Source organism: Pseudomonas sp. FJ2-5-13 (assembly GCF_029201605.1).
GTDB lineage: Bacteria > Pseudomonadota > Gammaproteobacteria > Pseudomonadales > Pseudomonadaceae > Aquipseudomonas > Aquipseudomonas lactis.
Genome location: NZ_CP104045.1, coordinates 893,967 through 920,564, shown reverse-complemented (window position 1 = coordinate 920,564; position 26,598 = coordinate 893,967). Strand labels below are relative to the sequence as shown.

25 protein-coding genes and 1 pseudogene are annotated in these 26,598 nt (G+C 61.2%); 19 read left to right on the top strand and 7 right to left on the bottom strand.

Going from position 1 to position 26,598, the window contains the following annotated elements; genetic code table 11:
• The first annotated feature begins 186 nt into the window (after positions 1–186).
• Together rpsT and N2A98_RS04025 are read left to right on the top strand one after the other, a co-directional pair.
• Positions 187–465, top strand: a complete 279-nt coding sequence (gene rpsT / locus N2A98_RS04030; protein WP_003188401.1) for a 30S ribosomal protein S20 — start codon at positions 187–189, stop codon at positions 463–465.
• 79 nt (positions 466–544) lie between these two features.
• Positions 545–670: pseudogene (locus N2A98_RS04025) on the top strand (outer membrane lipoprotein carrier protein LolA); the annotation flags it as partial.
• A gap of 86 nt (positions 671–756) precedes the next feature.
• On the opposite strand, the gene N2A98_RS04020 reads toward N2A98_RS04025, so the two are convergent.
• Positions 757–1,242, bottom strand: coding sequence for a peptidylprolyl isomerase (locus tag N2A98_RS04020; protein WP_027606858.1), 486 nt, complete (start codon positions 1,240–1,242; stop codon positions 757–759).
• Between N2A98_RS04020 and N2A98_RS04015 the strand changes: the two genes are divergently transcribed.
• From N2A98_RS04015 to N2A98_RS04005, 3 genes are all read left to right on the top strand, one after another.
• On the top strand, positions 1,241–1,528 hold the full coding sequence (locus N2A98_RS04015; protein ID WP_078802457.1) for a DUF3565 domain-containing protein: 288 nt from the start codon (positions 1,241–1,243) through the stop codon (positions 1,526–1,528). The genes N2A98_RS04020 and N2A98_RS04015 overlap by 2 nt on opposite strands.
• 79 nt (positions 1,529–1,607) lie before the next feature.
• Positions 1,608–3,707, top strand: coding sequence for a phosphate acetyltransferase (pta, locus tag N2A98_RS04010; RefSeq protein ID WP_003188396.1), 2,100 nt, complete (start codon positions 1,608–1,610; stop codon positions 3,705–3,707).
• The gene (locus N2A98_RS04005) at positions 3,708–4,607 is read left to right on the top strand and encodes an acyltransferase (protein WP_275623050.1); all 900 of its coding nucleotides are present in this window, start codon (positions 3,708–3,710) and stop codon (positions 4,605–4,607) included.
• 533 nt (positions 4,608–5,140) lie between these two features.
• Here the strand turns inward: N2A98_RS04005 and cysN are convergent.
• The 3 genes from cysN to N2A98_RS03990 form a co-directional block, all read right to left on the bottom strand.
• Positions 5,141–7,039: a sulfate adenylyltransferase subunit CysN gene (gene cysN, locus N2A98_RS04000; RefSeq protein WP_003188392.1), complete on the bottom strand. Its 1,899-nt coding sequence runs from the start codon at positions 7,037–7,039 to the stop codon at positions 5,141–5,143.
• A gap of 9 nt (positions 7,040–7,048) precedes the next feature.
• Positions 7,049–7,966 (bottom strand): sulfate adenylyltransferase subunit CysD, encoded by a 918-nt coding sequence (gene cysD, locus N2A98_RS03995; protein WP_016971196.1) that lies wholly within the window; start codon positions 7,964–7,966, stop codon positions 7,049–7,051.
• A gap of 681 nt (positions 7,967–8,647) precedes the next feature.
• Positions 8,648–9,406: a Nif3-like dinuclear metal center hexameric protein gene (locus N2A98_RS03990; protein WP_032893642.1), complete on the bottom strand. Its 759-nt coding sequence runs from the start codon at positions 9,404–9,406 to the stop codon at positions 8,648–8,650.
• A 101-nt stretch (positions 9,407–9,507) separates the two neighbouring features.
• Between N2A98_RS03990 and algW the strand changes: the two genes are divergently transcribed.
• Positions 9,508–10,668, top strand: coding sequence for a Do family serine endopeptidase AlgW (gene algW, locus N2A98_RS03985; protein WP_003188388.1), 1,161 nt, complete (start codon positions 9,508–9,510; stop codon positions 10,666–10,668).
• Between the two features lie 112 nt (positions 10,669–10,780).
• A complete protein-coding gene (locus tag N2A98_RS03980) occupies positions 10,781–12,877 on the top strand; it encodes a TonB-dependent siderophore receptor (RefSeq protein WP_275623049.1) in 2,097 nt (698 codons plus the stop codon).
• 834 nt (positions 12,878–13,711) lie between these two features.
• On the opposite strand, the gene hemH is transcribed toward N2A98_RS03980, so the two are convergent.
• Both hemH and N2A98_RS03970 read right to left on the bottom strand, forming a co-directional pair.
• Complete coding sequence (hemH, locus tag N2A98_RS03975) at positions 13,712–14,737, bottom strand: ferrochelatase (RefSeq protein ID WP_044271433.1); 1,026 nt, start codon at positions 14,735–14,737, stop codon at positions 13,712–13,714.
• A 14-nt stretch (positions 14,738–14,751) separates the two neighbouring features.
• Positions 14,752–15,651: a TIGR01777 family oxidoreductase gene (locus N2A98_RS03970; RefSeq protein WP_275623048.1), complete on the bottom strand. Its 900-nt coding sequence runs from the start codon at positions 15,649–15,651 to the stop codon at positions 14,752–14,754.
• Between the two features lie 212 nt (positions 15,652–15,863).
• Between N2A98_RS03970 and N2A98_RS03965 the strand changes: the two genes are divergently transcribed.
• The 12 genes from N2A98_RS03965 (at position 15,864) to N2A98_RS03910 (ending at position 25,853) form a co-directional block, all read left to right on the top strand.
• Positions 15,864–16,850 (top strand): FAD-dependent oxidoreductase, encoded by a 987-nt coding sequence (locus N2A98_RS03965; protein WP_044271431.1) that lies wholly within the window; start codon positions 15,864–15,866, stop codon positions 16,848–16,850.
• Positions 16,847–17,062: a TIGR02450 family Trp-rich protein gene (locus tag N2A98_RS03960; RefSeq protein ID WP_044271430.1), complete on the top strand. Its 216-nt coding sequence runs from the start codon at positions 16,847–16,849 to the stop codon at positions 17,060–17,062. Before N2A98_RS03965 ends, N2A98_RS03960 begins: the two co-directional genes overlap by 4 nt.
• Positions 17,063–17,174: 112 nt before the next feature.
• Positions 17,175–18,134, top strand: a complete 960-nt coding sequence (locus N2A98_RS03955) for a DUF523 and DUF1722 domain-containing protein (RefSeq protein ID WP_003188379.1) — start codon at positions 17,175–17,177, stop codon at positions 18,132–18,134.
• 3 nt (positions 18,135–18,137) lie between these two features.
• The gene (locus tag N2A98_RS03950) at positions 18,138–19,067 is read left to right on the top strand and encodes a MerR family transcriptional regulator (RefSeq protein WP_275623047.1); all 930 of its coding nucleotides are present in this window, start codon (positions 18,138–18,140) and stop codon (positions 19,065–19,067) included.
• Entirely contained in the window at positions 19,068–20,510 is a 1,443-nt protein-coding gene (phrB, locus tag N2A98_RS03945; RefSeq protein WP_069557898.1) for a deoxyribodipyrimidine photo-lyase, read from the top strand.
• A complete protein-coding gene (locus N2A98_RS03940; RefSeq protein WP_078802453.1) occupies positions 20,503–20,925 on the top strand; it encodes a nuclear transport factor 2 family protein in 423 nt (140 codons plus the stop codon). The genes phrB and N2A98_RS03940 overlap by 8 nt, the downstream gene beginning before the upstream one ends.
• A complete protein-coding gene (locus N2A98_RS03935; protein ID WP_003188373.1) occupies positions 20,922–21,704 on the top strand; it encodes an SDR family NAD(P)-dependent oxidoreductase in 783 nt (260 codons plus the stop codon). Before N2A98_RS03940 ends, N2A98_RS03935 begins: the two co-directional genes overlap by 4 nt.
• A complete protein-coding gene (locus tag N2A98_RS03930; protein ID WP_275623046.1) occupies positions 21,701–22,948 on the top strand; it encodes an FAD-dependent oxidoreductase in 1,248 nt (415 codons plus the stop codon). The genes N2A98_RS03935 and N2A98_RS03930 overlap by 4 nt, the downstream gene beginning before the upstream one ends.
• Positions 22,945–23,754: a DUF1365 domain-containing protein gene (locus tag N2A98_RS03925; RefSeq protein WP_275623045.1), complete on the top strand. Its 810-nt coding sequence runs from the start codon at positions 22,945–22,947 to the stop codon at positions 23,752–23,754. Before N2A98_RS03930 ends, N2A98_RS03925 begins: the two co-directional genes overlap by 4 nt.
• A complete protein-coding gene (locus tag N2A98_RS03920) occupies positions 23,741–25,012 on the top strand; it encodes a cyclopropane-fatty-acyl-phospholipid synthase family protein (RefSeq protein WP_275623044.1) in 1,272 nt (423 codons plus the stop codon). The genes N2A98_RS03925 and N2A98_RS03920 overlap by 14 nt, the downstream gene beginning before the upstream one ends.
• Positions 25,005–25,496 (top strand): DUF2878 domain-containing protein, encoded by a 492-nt coding sequence (locus tag N2A98_RS03915; protein ID WP_047712548.1) that lies wholly within the window; start codon positions 25,005–25,007, stop codon positions 25,494–25,496. Before N2A98_RS03920 ends, N2A98_RS03915 begins: the two co-directional genes overlap by 8 nt.
• A gap of 54 nt (positions 25,497–25,550) precedes the next feature.
• Positions 25,551–25,853, top strand: a complete 303-nt coding sequence (locus N2A98_RS03910; RefSeq protein ID WP_003188364.1) for a YkgJ family cysteine cluster protein — start codon at positions 25,551–25,553, stop codon at positions 25,851–25,853.
• Positions 25,854–25,994: 141 nt separating this feature from the next.
• Here N2A98_RS03910 and N2A98_RS03905 read toward each other — a convergent pair whose 3' ends face one another.
• On the bottom strand, positions 25,995–26,513 hold the full coding sequence (locus N2A98_RS03905; protein WP_275623043.1) for an acyloxyacyl hydrolase: 519 nt from the start codon (positions 26,511–26,513) through the stop codon (positions 25,995–25,997).
• Positions 26,514–26,598: the final 85 nt, after the last annotated feature.

Sequence of the window (26,598 nt, the reverse complement as noted above, 5' to 3'; positions counted from 1 at the left end):
CTGCAACAGCACAGAGCCAAAGCTCGCGAGTTTACAGGTCAAGCGCCGGAAATAAATCACCCGCCTCTTCAGATCGACCACTCAGCAGTTCGCATCAGCCGCCCTTGACAACCCGTCAAGTCATCGGCATGATTCGCGGCCTATTTTGTTTGCTATTTCCTAAAAAGTCTTTCGAGGAGCTCGACGGTGGCCAACACACCTTCCGCCAAAAAACGTGCAAAACAGGCTGAGAAGCGTCGCAGCCACAACGCCAGCCTGCGTTCCATGGTTCGCACCTACATCAAGAATGTAGTCAAAGCCATCGACACCAAAGACGCTGAAAAAGCTCAAGCAGCTTACGTTCTGGCTGTGCCTGTTATCGACCGTATGGCCGATAAAGGCATCATCCACAAGAACAAGGCCGCTCGCCATAAGAGCCGCCTGAATGGCCACATCAAGGCTCTGAGCGTTCCTGCTGCAGCCTAAGTGGTAACAACTGCAACGCAGCTCAGGTTGCGTAACAGTTAAGAAATGCCCCGTACCGAAAGGTCCGGGGCATTTTTGTGTGTGCCGGAAAACACGCCCAACAACTGCAGGAGCGAGCTTGCTCGCGAAGATCGTTAACGATGACGCGGGAAGCCTGGCGCCCAGCGGGGCTCTCAGGTTTTTCGCGAGCAAGCTCGCTCCTACAGAGAGTTGACCGGGGATATTCTCAGGGCAAAAAAAACGCCCCGAACCAGTCGGGGCGTTTTTGCTACCACTTGATCAAAACATCAATCAATGGTGATGACCGCCTTCACCGTGGACGTGGCCGTGAGCCACTTCTTCCTGGGAAGCGTCGCGGATGGCCACGATCTTCACTTGGAAGTTCAGACGCTGGCCAGCCAGAGGGTGGTTGCCGTCAACGGTGACGTCGTCGCCGTCCAGGTCGCGGATGGTGACGATCTGCATTTGGCCGTCCGGCGCGGAAGCGTGGAACTGCATGCCCACTTCCAGCTCATCGACACCTTCGAACATGCTGCGGCTCAGGGTGCTGACCAGTTCGGCGGAGTATTCGCCGTAGGCATCTTCAGGTTCTACGGCGACGGTCAGTTCGTCACCGACGCTCTTGCCTTCCAGAGCCTTTTCCAAGCCCGGGATGATGTTGCCTGCGCCTTGCAGGTAAACCAGCGGCGCGCCGCCGGCGGAGCTGTCGATGACCTCACCAGCGTCGTTGGTCAGGGTATAGTCGATGGAGACAGCCTTGTTAGCGGCGATCGTCATGGGGCGAGACCTTTTGCAAAAGAATGAAGAACGGACAAGTCTAAACAAGGATTTGCCCGAAAGCGAACGGAACCCGGACGGACGGGGCCGATCAACGGTCACGATCACAGGTTTTCATCAAGACGACGATGGGCACTGGGTGGCCGAGCTGTCTTGCGGCCACACCCAGCACCTGCGCCACCAGCCGCCCTGGCAGTCACGCGCCTGGGTGCTCGACCCCGCGCAACGCCTTGAAAAAATAGGCCAGGCCTTTGCGTGCGGCTGGTGTGCGCAAGGGCACGAATAACGATAACCTTGGCGCCTGATTCGCGGTAGGCACTCACCCATAGAGCGCCACCCAAGCCATGCACCTCCAGAGAATTCGCATGCAGACTTTTTTTATCGCGCCCACCGATTTTGGTGTGGGTCTGACCTCCATCAGCCTTGGGCTGGTGCGTACCCTGGAACGGGCCGGCCTGAAAGTCGGCTTTTTCAAACCCATTGCCCAACCACACCCTGGCGACACCGGGCCGGAACGCTCCACCGAGCTGGTGGCGCGCACCCACGGCCTGAAACCGCCGCAACCGCTTGGCCTGGCTCACGTAGAGCGCATGCTCGGCGACGGCCAGCTCGATGAGCTGCTCGAAGAAATCATCACCCTGTACCAGCAGGCGGCCGTAGGCAAAGACGTGCTGATCGTCGAAGGCATGGTGCCGACCCGCAGCGCCAGCTACGCGGCACGGGTCAACCTGCACCTGGCCAAGAGCCTGGACGCGGAAGTGATCCTGGTCTCGGCACCGGAAAACGAAGTGCTCACCGAGTTGTCTGGCCGCGTGGAATTGCAGGCCCAACTGTTTGGCGGTCCCAAAGACCCGAAAGTGCTGGGCGTGATCCTCAACAAGGTACGCACCGACGAAAGCATGGAGGCCTTCTCGGCTCGCCTCAAAGAGCATTCGCCGCTGTTGCGCAGCGGTGATTTCCGGCTGCTCGGCTGCATCCCCTACCAACCCGAGCTCAACGCCCCGCGCACCCGCGATGTGGCGGACCTGATGGGCGCGCAGATCCTCAACGCCGGCGACTACGAAAGCCGGCGCATGACCAAGATCATCATTTGCGCGCGCACCATGCGTAACACCGTCGAGCTGCTCAAGCCCGGTGTGTTGGTGGTGACCCCGGGCGATCGCGACGACATCATCCTCGCCGTCAGCCTGGCCGCCATCAATGGCGTGCCGCTGGCCGGGCTGCTGCTGACCAGCGACACCCTGCCCGACCCGCGCATCATGGATCTGTGCCGAGGCGCCTTCCAGGCCGGGTTGCCGGTGTTGTCGGTGAGCACCGGCTCCTATGACACCGCCAACCAGCTCAATAGCCTCAACAAGGAAATCCCCATCGATGACCGCGAGCGTGCGGAAATCATTACCGACTTCGTCGCCAGCCACCTCGATGCACGCTGGCTGCACCAGCGGTGTGGCACGCCACGGGAGATGCGCCTGTCGCCGGCGGTGTTCCGTTACCAACTGATCCAACGCGCCCAGGCCGCCAACAAACGTATCGTGCTGCCCGAAGGGAGCGAGCCGCTGACCGTACAGGCCGCCGCGATCTGCCAGGCCCGCGGCATTGCCCGTTGCGTGCTGCTGGCCAAGCCTGCGGATGTGGAAGCCGTTGCCCGCGCCCAGGGCATCGACCTGCCCGAAGGCCTGGAGATTCTCGACCCCGATCTGATTCGCCAACGCTACGTGGAGCCGATGGTCGCCCTGCGCAAGAGCAAAAGCCTCAACGCGCCCATGGCCGAGCAACAGCTGGAAGACACCGTGGTGATCGCCACCATGATGCTCGCCCTCGACGAAGTGGATGGCCTGGTCTCCGGCGTGATTCACTCCACCGCCAACACCATTCGCCCCGCGTTACAGTTGATCAAGACCGCGCCGGGCTGCACCTTGGTGTCGTCGGTGTTCTTCATGCTGTTCCCCGAGCAGGTGCTGGTGTACGGCGACTGCGTGATGAACCCGCACCCAAGCGCTGCGGAACTGGCGGAAATCGCCCTGCAAAGCGCTGACTCGGCAGCCGCGTTCGGCATCACACCACGGGTGGCGATGATCAGCTATTCCAGCGGTGACTCGGCCAGCGGCGAGGAAGTGGAAAAAGTCCGCGAAGCCACCCTGCTCGCCCACGAGCAACAAAGCTCGCTGCTGATCGACGGCCCGTTGCAGTACGACGCCGCCGCCAACGAAAACGTCGCCCGGCAACTGGCCCCCAACAGCCAGGTGGCAGGCAAGGCCACCGTCTTTGTGTTCCCAGACCTGAACACCGGCAACACCACCCACAAAGCCGTACAACGCAGCGCCGATTGCGTGAGCCTGGGGCCGATGCTCCAGGGCCTGCGCAAACCGGTCAATGACCTGCCACGTGGCGCCCAGGTGGACGACATCGTGTACACCATCGCCCTGACGGCGATCCAAGCCGCCAATCGACCCATGGATATCTAAATGCTGGATTTTCTACCTGCCGCCGTGTGCGGGGTGATCGCTTCGCTGTTGCTGGCGCTGAACACGATCCTGCTGTGTTCGTTCCTGTTTATCGTCGCGCTGTTCAAGGCGCTGCCGTTTGCCAAGCGCCTGAGCGAATGGCTGATGAACCACACCCACGAAGCCTGGGTCACCAACAACAAGGGCTGGATGAACCTGGTGCGGCGTACACGCTGGCACCTGACTGGCCTTGAGGGCCTGGACTACCAGCACTCGTACCTGGTGACCAGCAACCATCAGAGCTGGGTCGACATCATGGTGTTGCAGTACGTGCTCAATCGGCGCATTCGCCCGCTGAAGTTCTTCCTCAAGCAAGAGCTGATCTGGGTACCCGTGATTGGCCTGGCGTGGTGGGCACTGGGCTTTCCCTTCATGAAGCGCTACAGCAGGGCTTATTTGGAGAAGCACCCGGAGAAGAAAGGCAAAGACCTGGAAACCACGCGCAAGACCTGCGCGAAGTTTCGCGACAACCCCGTGGGGATCTTCAACTTTGCCGAAGGCACACGCTTTACCCCGGGCAAGCATGCGCAGCAGCAGTCACCGTTTCGCTACCTGCTTAAACCCAAGGCGGGCGGTATTGCGTTTGTGCTGGATGCCATGGGCGAGCAGCTCAAATCACTGGTGAATGTGACCATCCACTACCCCGGCGGGCGCCCAGGCTATTGGGATCTGCTGTGCGGCAATGTGCAGGAGGTGGTGGTGCACTTTGAAGAAGTACAGATCCCGGCTGAGTTCATCGGCAAGAATTATGAGCAGGATGGGGACTATCGGTTGGCGTTCCAGGGCTGGATCAACCGGTTGTGGCAAGACAAGGATGCGTTGCTGGAGCAGTTGCACAAAGACTTTCCAGCCAGCCGCTGAACAACATGTGCATGCCATTTAATGTGGGAGCTGGCTTGCCTGCGATAGCCATAGGTATCTACACAACGCTGTAGCGCTCAACGCTAACCACGATGCGAAGCGAACCGCTCTTGATCTGCTTTTGATCTTGATCTCAAGCGCCCCGTTAAACCACGCTGGCCGGAATTCGACAGGGATTTGGGGGGTAAACCGGCAGGGATGCCGGTTTAGCCGCCCCGCGCCATGGATGGCGCGTGGCGGCGGCCCCCCAAATCACTGGCGGATTACGGGCACACCGAGCCTAGGCGAGGTGCCGAGTGGTGGGGCAAGAGCGTTTTGCTTACTTTTGCGCTTCTCAAAAGTGAGCCGCCGTCAGGGCGGAACCCTAAGTGGCCGTGACCTAAATAACGGATATGTACCCGGTCCAGCTGTGTTGACTCTTAGGCCGTCTTCGCAGGCAAGCCAGCTCCCACATTGACCGAGGCCACATTTGAGAATATGTAAAAAGCCCGCCACCGAGTGATCGATGGCGGGCTTTTTGATGGCTGCGAGGTTTAGATCGCGCCGCGCTGACGCAACAGCTCCAGCACTTGCTTGACGCTGTCTTCCAGCGACAACGCCTGGGTGTCGATCACCAGGTCAGCATTCAACGGCACGTCATACGGGAAAGATTCGCCAGGGATGTTATCCCCACCGGCCGCGTACAACCCTTGCGGGTCACGCTCGGCGCACACCAACGGCGATGCCTGTACGTAAACGGTCAGCAGGCGGTCGGCACCGATCAGCGCCTTGGCCTGTTCACGGCCTTCGGCATCCGGGGCAACGAAGGCCGCCAGGGTCAGCAGGCCGGCTTCGTTGAACTGGCGCGCCACATGAGCGGCACGACGCCAGTTCTCGGTACGCCCGGCACGGTCCTGCGGCAACCCTTTGTTCAGGTCGTGGCGCAGGTTCTGGCCATCCAGTACGAACACCGCACGGCCCATGTCGAACAGCTTGCGCTCGACCGCATAGGCCAGGGTGCTCTTGCCAGCGCCCGACAAGCCGCTGAACAACACCGTGGCCGGCTGCTGGCCGAAACGCAGGGCGCGTTCTTCGGTGGCGACATGCGCCAGGCTGCCGTGCTGCGCTGCGCCGCCATGACCCACCGGCGGTGCGATGATCATGCCCGCGGCCACTGTACCGTTGGTCAAGCGGTCGATCACGATAAACGCGCCGGTGGTGCGGTTGCTGTCGTAACCGTCCAGGGCGATGGCGGCGTCCAGGCTGACCTTGACCCGGCCAATCTCGTTGAGCTGCAGCGAACTCGCCGGGCCTTCAGCCAGGGTGTTCACATCCACGCGGTGCACGATGCTGGTGATGGAACCCGGCACGTAGCTGGTGGCGCGTTTGATGTCGTATTTCTTGCCCGGCAGCATCGGTTCTTCGGCCATCCACACCAGCATGGCGTCGAAGGCGTCGGTCACTTGCGGCACGTTGTCGGCATGCACCAACAGGTCGCCACGGGAGATGTCGATCTCGTCTTCCATGGTCAAGGTCACGGCCTGGCCTGGGCCTGCGTGTTCCAGCTCACCTTCAAAGGTGACGATGGATTTGACGCGGCTGCTCTTGCCCGACGGCAACACCACCACTTCGTCGCCCTTGTGCACGATGCCGCTCGCCAGAGTGCCGGCAAACCCACGGAAGTTCAGGTTCGGGCGGTTGACGTATTGCACCGGGAAACGCAGGTCGGTGTAGTTGCGGTCGTTGGCGATCTCGACAGTCTCCAAGATCTCCATCAGCGACTGGCCGGTGTACCAGGGCGAACGCTCGCTCTTGTTCACCACGTTGTCGCCCTTGAGCGCCGACATCGGCACGAAGGCCAGGGTGCTCGGCTTGAATGCGATACCTTCGGCGAACTTCAGGTAATCGGCCTTGATCGACTCGAATACGCTTTGGTCAAAGCCGTTGATGTCCATCTTGTTGATGGCCACCACGATGTGTTTGATGCCCAGCAACGAGGCGATGTAGCTGTGACGACGGGTCTGGGTCTGCACGCCGTAGCGGGCGTCGATCAGGATGATCGCCAGGTCACAGGTGGACGCACCGGTGGCCATGTTGCGGGTGTACTGCTCATGGCCGGGGGTGTCGGCGATGATGAATTTGCGCTTGGCGGTGGAGAAATAGCGGTAGGCAACATCAATGGTGATGCCCTGCTCACGCTCGGCCTGCAGGCCATCGACCAGCAACGCCAGGTCGATATCGTCACCGGTGGTGCCGGACTTTTTCGAGTCGCGGGTAATGGCTTCCAAGTGATCCTCGTAGATCATCTTGGAGTCGTGCAGCAGGCGCCCGATCAGGGTGCTCTTGCCGTCGTCGACGTTGCCGCAGGTCAGGAAGCGCAACATCTCTTTGCGCTCGTGCTGGCCCAGGTAGGCGAGGATGTCCTCGCTGATCAAATCAGATTGATGCGACATGACAGCCCCTTAGAAATAGCCTTGACGTTTTTTATCTTCCATCGAGCCGGCACCATCGTGGTCGATGACACGGCCCTGGCGCTCGGAAGTTCGCGTCAGGAGCATTTCCTGAATGATGTCCGTCAGCGTCTCGGCTTCGGACTCCACCGCGCCCGTCAACGGGTAGCAGCCAAGGGTGCGGAAACGTACTTTCTTTTTGACGATACGGGCCTTGTCTTCGTCGGACAGGTGCTCGAGGATGCGGTCGTCGTCGATCATGATCAACGTGCCGTTCTTCTCGATCACCTCGCGCTCGGCGGCGAAATACAGCGGCACAATCGGGATGCCTTCCAGGTAGATGTACTGCCAGATGTCCAGCTCGGTCCAGTTGGACAGCGGGAACACGCGGATCGACTCGCCCTTGTTGACGTTGCCGTTGTAGACGTTCCACAGCTCGGGGCGTTGGTTTTTTGGATCCCAGCGGTGTTTGCTGTCGCGGAACGAGTACACGCGCTCTTTGGCACGGGATTTCTCTTCATCGCGACGGGCACCGCCGAATGCGGCGTCGAAACCATGCTTGTCCAGCGCCTGCTTGAGGCCCTCGGTCTTCATGATGTCGGTGTGCTTGGCGCTGCCGTGGGTGAACGGGTTGATGTTCTGCGCCACGCCATCGGGGTTGATGTGGGTGATGAGGTCCAGGCCCAGCTCCTCGACCATCTTGTCGCGGAACTTGTACATTTCCTGGAATTTCCAGCGGGTGTCGACGTGCATCACCGGGAACGGCAGCTTGCCTGGGAAGAAGGCCTTGCGTGCCAGGTGCAGCATCACGGCGGAGTCTTTACCGATCGAGTAGAGCATCACCGGGTTATCGAACTCGGCGGCGACCTCGCGGATGATGTGGATGCTTTCCGCCTCCAGCTGTTTCAGATGCGTCAGTTTGTCGACCATGGTTACTCACGGAAAAACGATCTTATGGACGGCCAGCGGGCCGTGTTCGAGCGAGGCATGCTAGCACAGCAACTTCTTCTATTTAGGGCGCCAGCTAGACCGAAACGATATATGAATATGCCGCCGAGTTTGGCGCTCGACTCGGTCAATGTGGGAGCTGGCTTGCCTGCGAAAGCCATACTAAACCTGTGGCGAGGGAGCTTGCTCCCGTGACGACCTGATAGCCGACGCACCGCGATCCAAATGTGGGAGCTGGCTTGCCTGCGAAGACGGCCTAACAGTCAACACAGTTGGACCGGGTACATATCCGTTATTTAGGTAACGGCCGCTTAGGGTTCCGCCCTGACGGCGGCTCACTTTTGAAAAGCGCAAAAGTAAGCAAAACGCTCTTGCCCCACCACTCGGCACCTCGCTTAGGCTCGGTGTGCCCGTAATTCGCCAGTGATTTGGGGGGCCGCCGCCACGCGCCATCCATGGCGCGGGGCGGCTAAACCGGCATCCCTGCCGGTTTACCCCCCAAATCCCTGTCGAATTCCGGCCAGCGTGGTTTAACGGGGCGCTTGAGATCAAAAGCAGATCAAGATCAAGAGCGGCTCGCTTCGCATCGTGGTTACCGTTGATGGAGTTGCGTGGAGACCTACGATTCTCGCAGCCAGCTCCCACCGTGTTCAGCGCTGTGCTTTAGATCGGATTGGGGCAGTCGATGAACAGGTGCTCCAGGGCAAAGCGCCGCGCCAGGTAGTCGCCTAACGCCTGCACGCCATAGCGTTCGGTGGCGTGATGGCCGGCGGCGATGAAGCTGATGTTGTTTTCCCGGGCGCTGTGGAAGGTCTGTTCGGACGCTTCACCGCTCAGGTACAAATCGACACCCGCGGCAATCGCCTGGTCGATGTAGCCTTGGCCACCACCGGTACACCAGCCGACGCGGCGAATCATCTCGCTGCCTTCGATCAGCAGCGGTTCGCGGCCCATCACGTCCTGCACGCGGCGGGCGAAGTCACGGGGTGACAGGGGCTCGGCCAGGGAGCCGACCAGGCCGACAACTTTGGGGTTGCCAGGGTCCAGCGGGCCTTCGACGGTGATGTCCAGGTGGCGAGCCAGTTGCACGTTGTTGCCGACATCGGCGTGCAGGTCCAGGGGCAAGTGGTAGGCCAGCAGGCTGATGTCATGCTTGAGCAGGGTTTTGAGGCGGCGTTGCTTCATGCCGGTGATGCAGGGGTTCTCGCCCTTCCAGAAATAACCGTGATGGACCAGCACCAGGTCGGCCTTGGCTTCGACGGCGGCGTCCAGCAGGGCTTGGCTGGCGGTCACGCCGCTGACGATGCGCATCACTTGGGGCCGGCCCTCGACCTGCAGGCCGTTGGGGCAGTAATCGGCAATTTTGGCGCTGCCGAGGTAGCGGTCGGCTTCCTCGACGAGGGTAGTAAGGGGCACGGCCATAAAAGACTCCTAAATATCCCGTTCGCAGGCGTCGCAGCCTCGTATAATGCGCGACATTATGGGCGCTCTCCCGCCCCCTGCAACCTGTCAGGACTTACTTGATGCTCAAGGCACTGCGTTTTTTTGGATGGCCATTGTTGGCTGGCGTGCTGATCGCGATGCTGATTATCCAGCGTTATCCCCAGTGGGTGGGCCTGCCCACACTGGATGTGAACCTGCAACAGGCACCGCAGACCAACACGGTGGTGCAGGGTCCGGTGACCTATGCCGACGCCGTAGTCATTGCCGCGCCGGCGGTGGTCAACCTGTACACCACCAAAGTCATCAACAAGCCCGCGCATCCGTTGTTTGAAGACCCGCAATTTCGCCGCTATTTCGGTGACAACGGCCCCAAGCAGCGCCGCATGGAATCCAGCCTCGGCTCCGGTGTGATCATGAGCCCTGAAGGCTACATCCTCACCAACAACCACGTGACCACCGGCGCCGACCAGATCGTGGTGGCCCTGCGTGACGGCCGCGAAACCCTGGCCCGCGTGGTGGGCAGCGACCCGGAAACGGATCTGGCGGTACTCAAGATTGATCTGAAGAACCTGCCGGCCATCACCCTCGGCCGCTCCGACGGTTTGCGCGTGGGCGATGTGGCGCTGGCCATCGGCAACCCGTTCGGGGTGGGGCAGACGGTGACCATGGGCATCATCAGCGCCACCGGGCGTAACCAGCTGGGCCTTAACAGCTACGAAGACTTCATCCAGACCGACGCGGCGATCAACCCCGGCAACTCGGGCGGTGCGCTGGTGGACGCCAATGGCAACCTGACTGGCATCAACACCGCGATTTTTTCCAAGTCTGGCGGTTCACAGGGCATTGGCTTTGCGATCCCGGTGAAGCTGGCGATGGAAGTGATGAAGTCGATCATCGAACACGGCCAGGTGATTCGTGGCTGGCTGGGCATTGAAGTACAGCCCTTGACCAAAGAGCTGGCCGAGTCGTTCGGCCTGACCGGGCGTCCAGGCATCGTGGTGGCGGGGATCTTCCGCGACGGCCCGGCGCAGAAAGCCGGCCTGCAGCTGGGCGATGTGATCCTCAGCATCGACGGCGCGCCAGCGGGTGATGGCCGCAAGTCGATGAACCAGGTGGCGCGGATCAAGCCGACCGACAAGGTGGCGATCCTGGTGATGCGCAACGGCAAGGAGATCAAACTGTCGGCGGAAATCGGCCTGCGCCCACCACCGGCCACCGCGCCAGTGAAAGAAGAGCAATAACCGTCGCGACCCAAGCGCCCGTTCACGGGCGCTTGTAAGGCTATATTTCTTAGCGATTCATTCTCATTAGGCATGTTATATTGTTTCAATATCGCTATTGGAACGCTCTATCATGTCGTCTCGAAAGTTTGTGCCCTTGGCCGGCCTGGCCCTGGGTTTGCTGCTCGACCCTGCCTACGCCGAAGAAAACACCCTGGAACTGGACACCATCAGCGTCACTTCTGACGCCTATGAATCCGCCACCGGCCCAGTCGACGGCTACCGTGCCACCCGCTCTGCCAGTGCGACCAAGACCGACACGGCTTTGCGCGACATCCCGCAATCGATCAGCGTGATTCCGGCCACGGTACTCAAAGACCTGGGCAGTACCAGCGTGGAGCGCGCCCTGGAATTCGCCGGCGGTGTGTCCAAGCAAAACAACTTCGGCGGCCTGACCCTCTACGAATACAGCGTGCGCGGCTTCACCACGTCCGAGTTCTACCAGGATGGTTTCAGCGCCAACCGTGGTTACCCCAGCACCCCGGACGCAGCGAATATCGAACGCATCGAAGTGCTCAAGGGCCCCGCCGCCAGCCTCTATGGGCGTGGCGATCCCGGCGGCACGGTGAATATCGTCACCAAGAAACCCCAGCCCGAGGCCTTCACCACGCTGCAGACCAGCGCCGGCAGTTGGGACCGCTACCGCACGGCGCTGGATGTGAATACCCCGCTGGACAGCGAGGGGCGCGTGCTGACGCGAGTGAACCTGGCCGTTGAAGACAACCACAGCTTTCGCGATCACGTCGACGCCAAGCGCGTGTTCGTCGCGCCCTCCTTCAGTTGGCAGTTGGACCCGGACACCACCCTGCTGGTGGAAAGCGAGTTCGTGCGCCACAGTTCCACCTTCGACCGGGGCATCGTCGCCAACACAGGCATGTCCCATTCCACCTTCCTCGGCGAGCCCAACGACGGCAATATCCGCAACCACAACAACCGCATCCAGGCGGCATTGGAACACCACCTCAACGACGCCTGGAAACTGCGCCTGGCCAGCCATTACAAGCAAGGCAGCCTGTGGGGCGATGCTTCGGAAAGCCGTGCGCTGAACCCAGACGGCCACAGCGTCAACCGCCGCTACCGTGAGCGCTCCACCGGTTGGCATGACAGCATCACCCAACTTGAACTCAGAGGCTTGTTCGATATTGGCACTTGGCAGCACGAATTGCTGGTGGGCGCTGAATATGAGGATTACCGCAAAAAAGAACGCGTCACCACCATTGGCGGCAGTCGTTACCCCATCGATATTTACAACCCCGTCTACGGCCAGCCTAAACCCAATGGTGAGCGCTCCGGCACCGACTTCTTCGAACAAACCAAAAGCCACGCACTGAACCTGCAAGACCAGATCATCTTCACCGACCGCCTGCGCGGCATGATCGGTGCGCGCTTCGAGCACTTCGAACAAAGCACCGACGACTTCACCCGCAACCACGCCAAGAGCCGCCAAACCCACGACGCCTTCACCCAGCGCGCCGGCCTGCTCTACCAGCTCACGCCAGAAGTCGGCGTATTTGCCAACGCCTCCACCTCGTTCAAGCCCAATAGCGGCCTGGATGCCGGCGGCAAGTCCTTCAAGCCCGAAGAAGGCGTGGGTTACGAGGTGGGAATCAAAAGCGAACTGTTTGACGACCGCCTCAGCGCCACGCTTGCGGCCTTTCATATCGAAAAGGAAAACGTGCTGACCCTCGACCCGGCGACCAACCTCAACCGCGCCATGGGCAAGGCCCGTAGCCAGGGGTTCGACCTGCAAGTAACCGGGCAAGTGACCGACGCCGTGCGCGTGATCGGCGCCTTGGCTTACATCGACGCCGAAGTGACCAAGGGCGACAAAACCATCCCCACGGGCAGCCGCATTCTCGGCGTGGCCAAGCGCAGCGGGAGTGTGTTGGGCGTGTATGAATTCCAGGACGGCGCATTGCGTGGCTCAGACCTGGGCGCAGCGTTCACCTATGTGGGTGACCGCTCAGGCGAAGCCGGCACAGGCTTCGAACTGCCCGCCTACCACACCGTGGATTTGCTGGCCCATTACAAGGCCACGCAGAACGTGACGGTGGGGCTGAACCTCAACAACCTGTTCAATGAAAAGTATTACGAGCGGTCTTATAGCAACTATTGGGTCAACCCCGGCGAGCCGCGCAACTTCACGGTTAGCCTGACCCTTAATCTGTAAATACAGTCAAATTGTGGAAGGTGGCTTGCCTGCGATGGCCATAGATATCGACACAACGCTGTCGCAATCAACGGTAACCACGATGCGAAGCGAGCCGCTTTTGATCTTGATCTGCTTTTGATCTTAGGCGCCCCGTCAAACCACGCTGGCCGGAATTCGACAGGGATTTGGGGGGTAAACCGGCAGGGATGCCGGTTTAGCCGCCCCGCGCCATGGATGGCGCGTGGCGGCGGCCCCCCAAATCACTGGCGGATTACGGGCACACCGAGCCTAAGCGAGGTGCCGAGTGGTGGGGCAAGAGCCCTTTTGGTTACTTTTGGGGCTCTTTTCCAAAAGTGACCCGCTGTCAGAGCGGAACCCTAAGTGGCCGTTACCGCAGGAATGGATATGTACACGGATAACAGTGTCGCCTGCCAGACCGCCTTCGCGAGCAAGCCCGCTCCCACAGTAGGATCGTTGGGGGGTCAGGTAGCTGGGCGTCGGCTGTCAGGCCGCCATCGCAGGCAAGCCAGCTCCCACACTAGGATCGTTGGGGTGTCAGGTAGCTGGGCGTCGGCTGGCAGGCCGCCATCGCAGGCAAGCCAGCTCCCACACTAGGATCGTTGGGGTGTCAGGTAGCTGGGCGTCGGCTGGCAGGCCGCCATCGCAGGCAAGCCAGCTCCCACACTAGGATCGTTGGGGTGTCAGGTAGCTGGGCGTCGGCTGGCAGGCCGCAATCGCAGGCAAGCCAGCTCCCACACTAGGATCGTTGGGGTGTCAGGTAGATGGGCGTCGGCTGTCAGGCCGCCATCGCAGGCAAGCCAACTCCCACAACTGGCTCACCGCAGGGCTCGATTACAATGAAACCGGCGCCCGTTCGCACAGTGTATTAAGCGCCGCCGCCCACTGCGGCTCATCATTCAGACAAGGCACCAACACCAACTCCTCGCCCCCCGCTTCACGAAATTGCTCGCGACCGCGATCACCAATTTCCTCCAACGTCTCAATGCAATCGGCGACAAACGCCGGGCACATCACCAGCAGCTTCTTCACGCCTTGCTGGGCCAATGCCTCTAGGCGCGCCTCGGTGTAGGGTTCGATCCACTTGGCCCGCCCCAGGCGGGACTGGAACGCCACCGACCACTTACCCTCCGGCAAACCCAACCGCGCGGCCACGTCCCGCGCCACGCTGAAGCACTGCGCGCGATAACAAGTGGCAAGCACCTCGGGGGATGCATTCTTGCAGCAATCGGCGTCCTTGAAGCAGTGTTGGCCCGTGGGGTCGAGCTTGGTCAGGTGACGCTCAGGCAAACCATGGAAACTGAGCAGCAAGTGATCGTAATCCTGCTCCACATAAGCGCGCACACTCGCCGCCAGCGCATCCAGGTACTCAGGCTGATCGTAGAACGGTTGCAGGATCGAAAACTGCACATTCAGTTGCTTGTCGCGCACCACTCGCTTGGCTTCCTCTATCACCGTAGTCACGGTGCTGTCGGCAAACTGCGGGTACAACGGCGCCAGTGTGATTTTTTGAATACCCTGGGCGGCCAGGCGCGTCAGGACCGTTTCCAGGGACGGCTCGCCATAACGCATCGCCAGTTCCACCGGCCCCTGGGTCCACTGCGCGGTCATTTGCTGTTGCAGGCGGCGGCTTAAAACCACCAGCGGCGAACCCTCGTCCCACCAGATCGACGCATAGGCATGGGCCGATTGCTCGGGGCGCTTGATCAGGATCAGCGACACCAGCAAGCGCCGCACCGGCCACGGCAGGTCGATCACATAAGGGTCCATCAGGAACTGATTGAGGTAGCTGCGCACATCGGCCACGGAGGTGGACTTTGGCGAACCCAGGTTGACCAGTAACAACGCGTGATCGGTCATGCAACATCCTATCTTTAGAGGCGGCTGGACAAGTCGTCCAGAGCCGCACGCAACTCAGTGAACTGGAAAGTGAAACCTGCGGCCTGCAGCCGTTCAGGCAAAGCCTTTTGCCCGCCCAGCAACAAGCCGGACAACTCACCCAGGCCAACCTTCAACGCAAATGCCGGCATCGGCATGAACGCCGGGCGGTGCAGCACCTGGCCCAGGGTCTTGGCAAACTCGCGGTTACGCACCGGGTGTGGCGCGCAGGCATTATAAGGACCGTTGGCGTCTTGCTTGTGCAGAAGAAAATCAATCAGGGCGATTTGATCCTTGATATGCACCCAGGGCATCCACTGCCGCCCATTGCCAATCGGCCCGCCCAGCGCCAGTTTGAACGGCAGCAGCAGGCGCGACAAAAAGCCGCCCTCGGCAGACAGCACCAACCCCGTACGCACCAGCACCACGCGAATGCCCAAGGCTTCGGCACGCTGGGCGGTTTCCTCCCAGGCGATACACAACTGGCTGGGGAAATCATCCTGCACCGGGCCGCTGTCTTCGGTCAGTTCGCGCTCGCCGCCATCGCCGTACCAACCCACCGCAGAACCGGAGATCAGCACCGCCGGTTTCTGCTCCAGGCTTTCCATCCAGGCCAGCAAGGTTTCGGTGAGGTGAATGCGACTGTTCCACAGCAACGCCTTGCGCTTGTGGGTCCAAGGCCGGTCGGCAATAGGCGCGCCTGCCAGGTTGACCACCGCGTCCACCGCGCCAATCACCTCTTGCAAACGCGCCACCCCAAGCACCTGTGCACCACACAGCTGGGCGACCGTTTCCGGTTGCCGGCTCCATACGGTCAGGCGATGCCCTTGTGCGAGCCAGTGCTTGCAGAGTTGGCGACCGATCAAGCCGGTACCGCCGGTCAGCAAAATATGCATGGGACTCTCCTCATGTAACGTTCGCCGCCGCTCACTGGTCTATTTTATAAGCAGGGATCAATTTGATAATGGAGCGTGACGGGGGTTTAAGCCTTAGCTTAACCATAGGTCACGCCACACAATCAGGCACGCCAAAACTTATACCAAAAAACAATATTGTACAGCTATTGGTGTCGGCGTAGTCTGTACCCAACGGTAGAACGAGGCCTCCCATGACTGTTCCCATCGCGATCATTGGTACCGGCATCGCCGGTCTCTCCGCCGCCCGAGCGTTACAAGACGCCGGGCACGCAGTACAACTTTTCGATAAAAGCCGCGGCAGCGGTGGCCGCATGTCCAGCAAGCGCAGCGACGCCGGCGCACTGGACATGGGTGCGCAATACTTCACCGCCCGCGACCGGCGCTTCGTCAACGAAGTGCAGCGCTGGCAGAGCAACGGCTGGGCCGAGCAATGGAAGCCGCAGTTATATAACTTCAAGTCCGGCCAACTGACGCCCTCCCCCGATGAGCAGATCCGCTGGGTGGGCACGCCGCGCATGAGCGCCATCACTCGCGCCCTGCTCGACGACTTGCCAGTGGAGTTCGGTTGCCGCATCACCGAAGTCTTCCAGGGCACGCAGCACTGGAACCTGCTCGACGCGGACGGCGGCAATCACGGCCCTTTCAGCCATGTGATCATTGCCACGCCGGCGCCCCAAGCCACCGCCCTGCTGGCCGCCGCGCCTAAGCTGGCGAGTGCCGCCGCCGGGGTGAAGATGGACCCGACCTGGGCCATCGCCCTGGCTTTCGACAAGCCCCTGGATACGCCGATGGAGGGCTGCTTCGTGCAAGACAGCCCCCTCGACTGGCTGGCGCGCAACCGCAGCAAGCCTGGGCGGGACACCACCCTCGACACCTGGGTGCTGCACGCCACCAGCGCCTGGAGCAAGGCCCATCTGGACCTGTCCAAGGAAGCGGTGATCGAACACCTGCACGGCGCCTTTGCCGAATTGCTGCACAGCGCCATGCCCGCGCCGTCGTTCAGCCTGGCGCATCGCTGGCTCTACGCACGCCCCTCCAGCAGCCATGAGTTCGGTGTGCTGGCCGACGCCGACCTGGGCTTGTTCGTCTGCGGCGACTGGTGCCTGTCCGGTCGGGTGGAAGGTGCCTGGTTGAGTGGCCAGGAAGCGGCGCGACGCTTGATCGAGCACCTGCAATGAACCGCATCAACCCCGCCAAACTGCTGCTGTCAAAATGGACGGCAGCCCATCCGCGCCACAAAGAAAAACACTTCTTGGTCACCGAGTTGTTCCGTGACGACGAGGGCACGGTGCTGGACATCGAACTGCAGGCCGTCCTCACCCGGCGCGCCGAACGCCTGCCCTGGGAGACGTTGAAAAACGCTGAAGACTGGAAAATCGGCTGGAAATAACGCACCCACACAAACCTGTACAAATTATTTGACTTGTACAACATCGAGCCTATGATGAGATTTAGTTGTACAAGATTTTTAGCTTGTACAGGATTCTTGCAGAGGTTTGCTTATGTCCAGCCATGTGAAACCGAAGATCGCCATCAGCGCCTGCCTTCTGGGTGAGAACGTGCGCTTCAATGGCGGGCATAAACAGTCCCTGCTGTGCAGCCAGACCCTCAGTGACTATTTCGATTTTGTCCCACTGTGCCCTGAAGTTGCCATCGGCCTGGGCATTCCTCGGCAAGCGATCCGCCTGGTCGGGGACCCTGACCATCCGCAGGCCGTGGGCAGCGTAAACCCTGCGCTCAATGTCACGCAGCCACTGGATGATTACGGCCAGCAAATGGCGCGGGAACATACTGACCTGTGCGGCTACATCTTCATGCAAAAGTCACCGTCCTGCGGCCTGGAGCGCGTCAAGGTGTACCGCGACAACGGCACGCCTGTTGACGGTGGCGGGCGCGGCATTTACGCCCAGGCGTTTTGTGCTCGCCACCCCAACCTGCCGGTGGAAGAAGACGGTCGCCTGAACGACCCGGTGCTGCGGGAAAACTTCCTCACCCGCGTATTCGTGTACGCCAGTTGGCAGCAACTAATGGCCGACGGGCTTACCCGTCACCGCTTGCTGACGTTTCACTCGCGCTACAAGTACCTGCTGATGGCCCACAGCCCGGCGCATTACAAAAGCCTGGGCCACTTGCTCGGCAGCATGGGCAAAGGCATTGACCTGCCAGCGTTGGCCGACGGCTATTTCAGCGAACTGATGGCGGGCCTGAAAAAATGCGCGACGCGCGGCACCCATACCAATGTGCTGCAACACATCAGTGGCTACCTCAAGCAGGCCATCAGTGCCGATGACAAACAGGAAATGCAGACCGTTATCGGCCAATACCGGCACGGCATCGTGCCGCTGGTGGTGCCGCTGACCCTGCTCAAGCACCACTTTCGCCAACACCCGGACCGCTACATCGCTCAGCAGGCCTACCTGCAACCGCACCCGGAAAACCTCAGCCTGCGTAATGCGATCTAACCCATGAAACCTGCCCTGCTCGACGAACCCGGCGAAGACCTCGCCCACGCCCTGGAAAACGGCTGGCTGCCGATCCGCGAGGTGGCGCGCCAGACCGGCGTGAACGCGGTGACGCTGCGCGCGTGGGAGCGCCGCTATGGCCTCATCGTGCCCCAGCGCACCCCCAAAGGGCATCGGTTGTTCAGTGCCGAACATGTGCAACGCATCCAGGCCATCCTCACCTGGCTCAATCGCGGCGTGCCGGTCAGCCAGGTCAAGGGGCTGATCGACTCCGCCCAAGCCAGCCCGGAGCCGATGGAAAACGAGTGGCAGAGTCTGCGCCAGCACTTGGTGAGTGCCATCAGTGAACTGGCCGAGCGCCGGGTCGATGACGCGTTCAACCAGGCCATGGCGCTGTACCCGCCGCGCACCCTGTGCGAGCAACTGATGCTGCCGCTGCTCAACGAGCTGGAACAACGCTGGCAAGGCCAGTTCGGCGCGCAGATGGAGCGGGTGTTTTTCCTGTCCTGGTTGCGCAGCAAGTTCGGTGCACGGATCTATCACAACAATCGCCAACTCCACGGCGCGCCGCTGTTGCTGGTCAATCATTCCGACCTGCCCCTGGAACCGCACCTGTGGCTCAGCGCCTGGTTGGCCAGCAGTGCCGATTGCCCGGTGGAAGTGTTCGATTGGCCGCTGCCGGTCGGCGAACTGGCCTTGGCGGTGGAACACCTGCAACCGCGTGCGGTGCTGCTGTATTCGAGCAAGGCCCTGCAGGTGCCGGCACTCAGCAAACTGTTGGGCGGCATTAGTTGCCCCACGGTGATTGCCGGACCAACGGTGTGCATCCACCACGCCGAGTTGGGCGTATTAACCCAAGACATCCCTGATTTGTCCGTGGCCGAGGACCTGTTGTCGGCCCATCAATTATTGATCCAGCGTGGAATTGTCTAAATGCATTTGATCTGGCTGCGCACCGACTTGCGCCTGCACGACAACACTGCCCTGGCTGCCGCGAGCCAGCGCGGCCCCGTCGCGGCTGTTTACCTGATCACGCCCGAGCAATGGCTGGCCCACGATGACGCACCGTGCAAAGTCGATTTCTGGCTGCGCAACCTGCAACACCTGAGCCAGGCACTGGGCAACCTCAACATCCCGCTGTTAATCCGCCACGCAGCGACCTGGGACCAGGCGCCGACGGTGCTGAGCCAACTGTGCCGCGAGCTGTCGGTGGAGTCGGTACACGTCAACGAGGAATACGGCATTCACGAAAGCCGCCGCGACCGCGCCGTGGCCCAGGCCCTGGAAGCGGACGGCGTGACCTTCCACAGCTACCTGGACCAACTGTTTTTCCAGCCGGGCAGCGTGCTGACCAAGACCGGCACCTACTTCCAGGTGTTCAGCCAGTTCCGCAAGGTCTGCTACAGCCGCCTGCACAGCGCCCTGCCCCGCGTGGTGCCGACGCCAAAGGCCCAGGCCGAACTTGGCGTGAAGAGCGACCCTGTGCCGACGACAGTCGAAGGTTTCCAAACACCCAGCGAAACCTTGCGTGCGCTCTGGCCCGCAGGCGAAGACGAAGCGCGCCGTCGCCTCGATGCTTTCGCCGATCAGCAGATCAGCTATTACAAGGACGAACGCGACTTCCCAGCCAAGCCCGGCACCAGTCAGCTTTCTGCCTACCTGGCCGCCGGTGTGGTTTCGCCGCGCCAGTGCTTGCACGCCGCGCTGCAAACCAACCAGGGCGAGTTCGAAAGCGGCGACATCGGCGCCATCACCTGGATCAACGAGCTGCTGTGGCGCGAGTTCTACAAACACATCCTGGTCGGCTACCCACGGGTTTCCCGCCACCGCGCGTTTCGCCCGGAAACCGAAGCGCTGGCTTGGCGCAAGGCGCCCGAAGACTTGGCCGCCTGGCAACAGGCGCGCACCGGTTTGCCGATCATCGACGCGGCCATGCGCCAACTGCTGGAAACCGGCTGGATGCACAACCGCCTGCGCATGGTGGTGGCGATGTTCCTGACCAAGAACCTGCTGATCGACTGGCGCGAAGGTGAGCGCTTCTTTATGCGCCACCTCATCGATGGCGACCTGGCAGCCAACAACGGCGGTTGGCAGTGGAGTTCGTCCACCGGCACCGACTCGGCGCCGTATTTCCGGATATTCAGCCCACTGAGCCAATCGGAAAAATTCGACGGCGACGGCGTGTTCATCAAACGCTGGCTACCGGAGCTGGCCGCGCTGAATAAAAAACAAGTGCACAACCCCGAAGCGGCTGGCGGCCTGTTCGGGGTGGCGGATTACCCGCGTGCCATCGTCGATTTGAAACAGTCCCGCGAGCGTGCCTTGGCCGCTTTTCGCCGGCTGCCTTCGCGACAGGAGATGGCCGAACATGAGTGACTTCCTGCGCCAGTTCGCCCACACCTTCGCCACGCTGGACAAGCACAACCTGCACCTGCTTGGCAGCCTGTACAGCGAGGACATCGCCTTTGCCGATCCCCTGCATGAAGTCCAGGGCCTGCCCGCATTGCGGCGCTACTTTGCCGACTTGTACAGCAACGTCAGCCAGCTGGATTTTGACTTCCACGGCTTCGATACCGTGGCCGAAGGCGAAGGCTACCTGCGCTGGACTATGCGCTTTCGTCACCCACGCCTGGCCGGCGGCCAGGTGATCGAGGTGCCAGGCTGTTCCCATTTGATGTGGCACGACAAGGTTTACCGCCATCGCGACTATTTCGATGCCGGCGCCCTGCTCTATGAACATGTCCCCCTACTGGGTCGCGTTATTCGTTGGCTGAAAAGGAGAATGGGATGAGCCTTACACCGCCCCGTCGTTACTGGCTGACCGGCGCCAGCAGTGGTATCGGTGCCGCGCTGGCCGTGGAGTTGCTCGACAGCGGCGCCCACGTGGCCCTCAGTTCCCGCACCCAAGGCCCGCTGGATGCCCTCGCCCTTCGTTATCCAGGCCAGGTGCTGGTGGTGGCCGGCGACCTGACCAACAGCCAGACCGTGCGCGAGATCGGTGAGCGTATCAGCGAGGTCTGGGGTTCACTGGACACCGTGATCCTCAACGCCGGCACCTGCGAATACGTGGACGCCCGGCAATTTGACGCCTCGATCATCGAGCACGTGGTGCGCACCAACCTGCTGGCCAGCAGTTATTGCATCGAGGCCGCGCTGCCGCTGTTGCGCGCCGGGCGTACCCCGCATCTGGTGGGCGTGGCCAGTGCCGTGACCTACCTGCCCATGCCTCGCGCCGAAGCCTACGGCGCGTCCAAGGCCGGCCTGCGTTACTTGTTCGAATCCCTGCGTATCGGCCTGTCGCCAGAAAACATCGATGTCACGGTGATCAGCCCAGGCTTCGTCGACACGCCGCTGACCGAGCGCAATGATTTCCCGATGCCCCTGAGCTGGCCGGCCGACAAAGCCGCGAAACACATCTTCGCCAAGCTGGAAAAACGCCCGCTGGAAATCGCCTTTCCGGCCCTGTTCATTGCCACCTTGTGGCCGCTGTCGAAGCTGCCCAACCGCGCGCAACTGATCATCGGCAAACGCATGCTGCGCAGCCCGCCACCGAAGAAGGACGACCTGTGAAGATCGCCATTATCGGCAGCGGCATCGCCGGGCTGACCAGCGCCTACCTGCTCAGCCGTCGCCACGACATTACGCTGTTCGAGGCCAGTGACTGCATTGGCGGGCATACCCATACGGCCAACGTGACGGTCGACGGCAAGAGCTATGCGGTGGACACGGGCTTCATTGTGTTCAACGACTGGACCTACCCGAATTTCATCCGCTTGCTGGCGCAAATCGGGGTCAGGTTCAAACCCACCGAGATGAGCTTTTCGGTGTGCGACCAAAGCACCGGCTTTGAGTACAACGGCAACAACCTCAACAGTCTGTTTGCCCAGCGCCGCAATATTCTGTCGCCGGGGTTCTGGGGCATGCTGCGCGATATCCTGCGCTTCAATCGCCAGGCGCCGCTGGACTTGCAGGAGCAGCGCATCAGCGCCGACATGACCCTGGGCGATTACCTCACCGCTGGCGGCTATGGCCCAAGGTTCATCCGGCATTACATCGTGCCGATGGGCGCGGCTATCTGGTCGATGTCCCTGGCCGATATGCTCAAGTTCCCCCTGCAATTTTTTGTGCGCTTCTTCAAGAACCACGGCTTGCTCTCGGTGAGCAACCGCCCGCAATGGTGCGTGATCGAAGGCGGCTCCAGCCGTTATATCGAGCCGCTGACCCGCAGCTTTCGCGAACAGATACGGCTCAACTGCCCTGTGCATAAGGTGCAACGCAGCGACGAAGGTGTAGTTATCCACAGCCCGGCCGGCAGCGAAACTTTTGACCGCGTGGTGTTCGCCTGCCACAGCGATCAGGCCCTGGCCTTGCTCGACGACCCCAGCCAGGCCGAACAACAGATCCTCGGCGCCCTGCCCTACGCCGACAACGACGTGGTGCTGCACACCGACACACGCCTGTTGCCCGACCGCAAACTGGCCTGGGCCAGCTGGAACTACCGGCTGACGGGCAACACGCAACAACAGGCCGCCGTCACCTATGACATGAACATCCTGCAAGGCATCGACAGCGCCACTACCTTTTGCGTCAGCCTCAACCAGACGCCGATGATCAACCCGCTGAAGATCCTGGCCCGCTACACCTACGCCCATCCGCAATACAGCCTGGCCGCGGTGGCGGCGCAGGCACGCTGGGAAGAAGTGAACGGCGTGCGCAATACCTTTTACTGCGGGGCCTACTGGGCCAACGGTTTTCACGAAGATGGCGTGGTCAGCGCCCTGCGTGTGGCCCAGGCCTTTGGGGAAACCCTGTGAACAGCGCCCTGTACAGCGGCTGGATCGCCCATCGGCGGTTTACGCCCAAGGCCCACGCCTTTCGTTACCGCATCGGCCTGCTGTACCTGGACCTCAGCGAAGAGGACGAAGTACTGGGGCTCTCGCCGCTGGCTGGCACGGGTCGCCTGGCGCCTTTCGGTTTCCGCCAGCAGGATTACCTGCGTGAACTCACGCGCCACGGCATGAGCTTAAGCGATGCCGTGCGCCACGAAGTCGGCAAGGCTCTGGGGCATACACCCCAGGGCGCTATCTGCCTGCTGACCCAGGCCCGCAGTTGGGGCCTGGCTTTTAACCCGGTGAGTTTCTTCTACTGCTTCGAGGCTGACGGGCAACTGGCCGCGATCCTGTGTGAAGTGACCAACACCCCATGGCGCGAGCGCTATCACTACGTGCTGCCCGCCCAGGCACTGGGCGCCGACGAGCACCAGCATTTCGCCGTGGCCAAGGCCTTCCATGTGTCGCCGTTTTTACCTCGCGACCTGGAATACCGCATGAGTTTCAGCCCACCCGCCGCCAGGCTCGGCGTGCATATGGCCGATTGGCAGGGCACGCAAAAAGTCTTCGACGCCACCTTGAGCCTGGAAAAACAGGCACTGAGCCGCGCCAGCCTGCATCGCTATTTGTGGCGCTTTCCCTGGATGACCGCCAAGACCGGCCTTGCGATCTACTGGCAAGCCTTGCGCTTGCTGCTCAAACGCACACCGATTTTTTCCCATCAGGCCGCCGATGGCGCCTCTCGCACCGCAGTCGGGTATACCAAGGATAGCCACCATGAAATCCCCTAGCTTATCGGTCAAGGCTAACCGCCTGAACGTCAACCGCATGACCGCTGCGCTGCTGCGCAAAGGCGTGTTGCGCCAGCTCAGCCAATTGCGCCATGGCCAACTGGTGATCATCGAGGATGGCGAGCGGCAAGTCTTCGGCGCACGGGAAGCGCACCTGCTGGGCGAGATCCAGATTCTCGACGCGGCGGTTTGGGGCCTGGTGGCCGCCAATGGCTCGATCGGCGCTGGCGAAGCGTTTATCCACGGTTACTGGACCAGCCCCGACCTCACCGCCGTGGTGCGGGTGATGGTCAGCAACCTGGAGGTGCTCGACGCCATGGAGGGTGGCCTCGCTCGCCTGGCCCGGCCGTTCACCCAGGGCCTGCACTGGCTCAACCGCAACACGCGCAAAGGCTCGCAAAAAAATATCGCCGCCCATTACGACCTGGGCAACGACCTGTTCGGAGAATTTCTCGACCCCACCATGATGTACTCGGCGGCGCAGTTCCTCACGCCTGATGACACCCTGGAGCAAGCCCAACTGAACAAGTTGGCGCGCATCTGCCAGAAACTGGCGCTCAAGCCCAGCGACCATCTGCTGGAAATCGGCACCGGCTGGGGCAGCATGGCGTTGTATGCCGCGCAGCACTACGGTTGCCGGGTCACCACTACGACCTTGTCCAAGGAACAGTTCGCCTACACCGCGCAGCGTATTGAGGCGCTGGGCCTACAAGACCAAGTGACGGTGCTGCTGAGCGATTATCGCGACCTCACCGGTGAGTACGACAAACTGGTGTCGATCGAAATGATTGAAGCGGTGGGCCATCGTTTCCTGCCCACCTATTTCAAACAATGTGCCCAGTTGCTCAAGCCCGACGGCTTGATGCTGCTGCAAGCCATCACCATTCGTGAACAGCGCTTTGAACAGGCCAAGCGTAGCGTCGACTTTATCCAGCGCTACATCTTCCCCGGCGGCGCGCTGCCCTGTGTACAAAACATGCTGCAGATCGTCAGCCGCGACACTGACATGAACCTGCTGCACATGGAAGACTTCGGCCTGCACTACGCCCGTACCCTACGCCTGTGGCATGAGAATTTTCGCCGCGCCCATGGCCGTCTTGCGGAACTGGGTTATGACGAATACTTCCTGCGCCTGTGGGAGTTTTACCTGTGCTACTGCGAAGGCGGCTTTATGGAGCGCACCATCGGCACCGCACAGTTGCTGCTGGCCAAACCGGCGGCGATCAATCCACCGCTGCTCGGACGTTTCAGTGCTTAAATCCCTGGCCAACGCCGTGCTGTTTCAGTGCGGCTGGTTTGCCTGCGTGCTCGGCGGCGACAGCCGTTGGGTGTTGATCGGCATCGCGGCGCTGGGCGCGCACCTGCTGTGGATAAGTTCCTGGGCCAGGGAGGGGCGAGTGATTCTGGCCGTAACGGCGCTGGGCACACTGGTCGATACGGCATTGCGTGGGCTTGGCGTGTTTGAGTTCAATACGCCGGGGCCACTGATTCCGCTGTGGCTGATACTGTTATGGGCCTTGCTGGCCACCACCTTGCGCCATTGCCTGGCCTGGAGCGCACAGCCCTGGTGGCTGGCCAGCCTGCTAGGCGCGGTGGGCGGGCCGTTGTCTTATTACGCCGGCAGCCAATTGGCGGGTGTGAGTTTTGGGTACGCCACCATCCCAACACTGATCGGCCTGGCGCTGTTATGGGCCATGCTCTTTCCGCTGTTGCACAGGATTGCGCAGAGGCTGGAGCATTGACGCCCGTCCGAGCATTCATACGCGTCTAGCGCACTTGCCTTACACTGCGCGCCTATGACCAACATCCCTCACATTCAAATCACCGAACCCGTCACCTGCTCGACGTGCGCGGCCTGTTGCTGCCAGCTGGAAGTTATGCTGATCACCGACACTGGCGTGCCGCAACGTTTTATCGATACCGACGATTGGGGCGGTGAGGTGATGCTGCGCCTGGACGACGGCTGGTGCGCAGCGCTGGACCGCGACACGATGATGTGCACGATCTATGAACTGCGGCCGCTGATATGCCGGGAGTTCGAGATGGGGGCACCGGAATGCCTTGAAGAGCGTGAAGGCATTACCACGGCCTACCGCTGACCCCGAATGGCGTGATGATCACGGGCTTGTGTGGGAGCGGGCTTGCTCGCGAAGGCGGTGGGTCAGTCTAGGGATGTGCTAGCTGATACACCGCTTTCGCGAGCAAGCCCGCTCCCACAGGGGGGCCAAGCGTTTTTAAGATTACAACGGCATGGTGTAGTGCAGCGAGTAGCTCTCTACACCATCGTTATTGCTGCTGATGCCGGCGTTGGAATAATGCGTGGCACGAATGCCCACTTCATGCCCACCGTTGAACCGCAGGCCGAAACCCAGGCGGTCTTCGAACTGGAAGGACTGGCCAATGTTGTTGTCCTCCAGCCGAGTGCGGGAGAACAACGCCACGCCGATACCGGCTTCGATGTAGGGCTTGACCGACTCGCCGGCAAACTCATACACAAATACCGGCGAGAACGACAGGCTGCTGGCGCCCGCACGGTCATCCCCTTGCCAATAGGTATAGGCGCCGCTCCAGTAGCCGGTCAGTCGGCCGACATTGCTCTGCATCCAGCTTTTGTCCCAATCGGAGGTCAGGCCCAGACGGTAGGTCAGCGTCGAATCGCTGGTGCTGCCCAAGCCGAACTCCAGGCCGGCGGCCTGGGCTGAAACAGAGTGTCCCAACATAGCGGCCGCAATCGCAGCCAAACAGAACAAGCGCTTCATGTGAAACGTCCTTTGCAAACGGAATAATTGGGTTATGTACAGGCTAACGGGCTATAGAAGCCGACGCATAGCCAGAAGTTCAGCT

Coding starts and splice junctions, on each gene's coding strand:
- N2A98_RS04015 (WP_078802457.1), top strand. CDS start 1,241: ATGGGGCGAGACCTTTTGCAAAAGAATGAAGAACGGACAAGTCTAAAC.
- N2A98_RS04020 (WP_027606858.1), bottom strand. CDS start 1,242: ATGACGATCGCCGCTAACAAGGCTGTCTCCATCGACTATACCCTGACC.
- pta (WP_003188396.1), top strand. CDS start 1,608: ATGCAGACTTTTTTTATCGCGCCCACCGATTTTGGTGTGGGTCTGACC.
- N2A98_RS04005 (WP_275623050.1), top strand. CDS start 3,708: ATGCTGGATTTTCTACCTGCCGCCGTGTGCGGGGTGATCGCTTCGCTG.
- cysN (WP_003188392.1), bottom strand. CDS start 7,039: ATGTCGCATCAATCTGATTTGATCAGCGAGGACATCCTCGCCTACCTG.
- cysD (WP_016971196.1), bottom strand. CDS start 7,966: ATGGTCGACAAACTGACGCATCTGAAACAGCTGGAGGCGGAAAGCATC.
- N2A98_RS03990 (WP_032893642.1), bottom strand. CDS start 9,406: ATGGCCGTGCCCCTTACTACCCTCGTCGAGGAAGCCGACCGCTACCTC.
- algW (WP_003188388.1), top strand. CDS start 9,508: ATGCTCAAGGCACTGCGTTTTTTTGGATGGCCATTGTTGGCTGGCGTG.
- N2A98_RS03980 (WP_275623049.1), top strand. CDS start 10,781: ATGTCGTCTCGAAAGTTTGTGCCCTTGGCCGGCCTGGCCCTGGGTTTG.
- hemH (WP_044271433.1), bottom strand. CDS start 14,737: ATGACCGATCACGCGTTGTTACTGGTCAACCTGGGTTCGCCAAAGTCC.
- N2A98_RS03970 (WP_275623048.1), bottom strand. CDS start 15,651: ATGCATATTTTGCTGACCGGCGGTACCGGCTTGATCGGTCGCCAACTC.
- N2A98_RS03965 (WP_044271431.1), top strand. CDS start 15,864: ATGACTGTTCCCATCGCGATCATTGGTACCGGCATCGCCGGTCTCTCC.
- N2A98_RS03960 (WP_044271430.1), top strand. CDS start 16,847: ATGAACCGCATCAACCCCGCCAAACTGCTGCTGTCAAAATGGACGGCA.
- N2A98_RS03955 (WP_003188379.1), top strand. CDS start 17,175: ATGTCCAGCCATGTGAAACCGAAGATCGCCATCAGCGCCTGCCTTCTG.
- N2A98_RS03950 (WP_275623047.1), top strand. CDS start 18,138: ATGAAACCTGCCCTGCTCGACGAACCCGGCGAAGACCTCGCCCACGCC.
- phrB (WP_069557898.1), top strand. CDS start 19,068: ATGCATTTGATCTGGCTGCGCACCGACTTGCGCCTGCACGACAACACT.
- N2A98_RS03940 (WP_078802453.1), top strand. CDS start 20,503: ATGAGTGACTTCCTGCGCCAGTTCGCCCACACCTTCGCCACGCTGGAC.
- N2A98_RS03935 (WP_003188373.1), top strand. CDS start 20,922: ATGAGCCTTACACCGCCCCGTCGTTACTGGCTGACCGGCGCCAGCAGT.
- N2A98_RS03920 (WP_275623044.1), top strand. CDS start 23,741: ATGAAATCCCCTAGCTTATCGGTCAAGGCTAACCGCCTGAACGTCAAC.
- N2A98_RS03910 (WP_003188364.1), top strand. CDS start 25,551: ATGACCAACATCCCTCACATTCAAATCACCGAACCCGTCACCTGCTCG.
- N2A98_RS03905 (WP_275623043.1), bottom strand. CDS start 26,513: ATGAAGCGCTTGTTCTGTTTGGCTGCGATTGCGGCCGCTATGTTGGGA.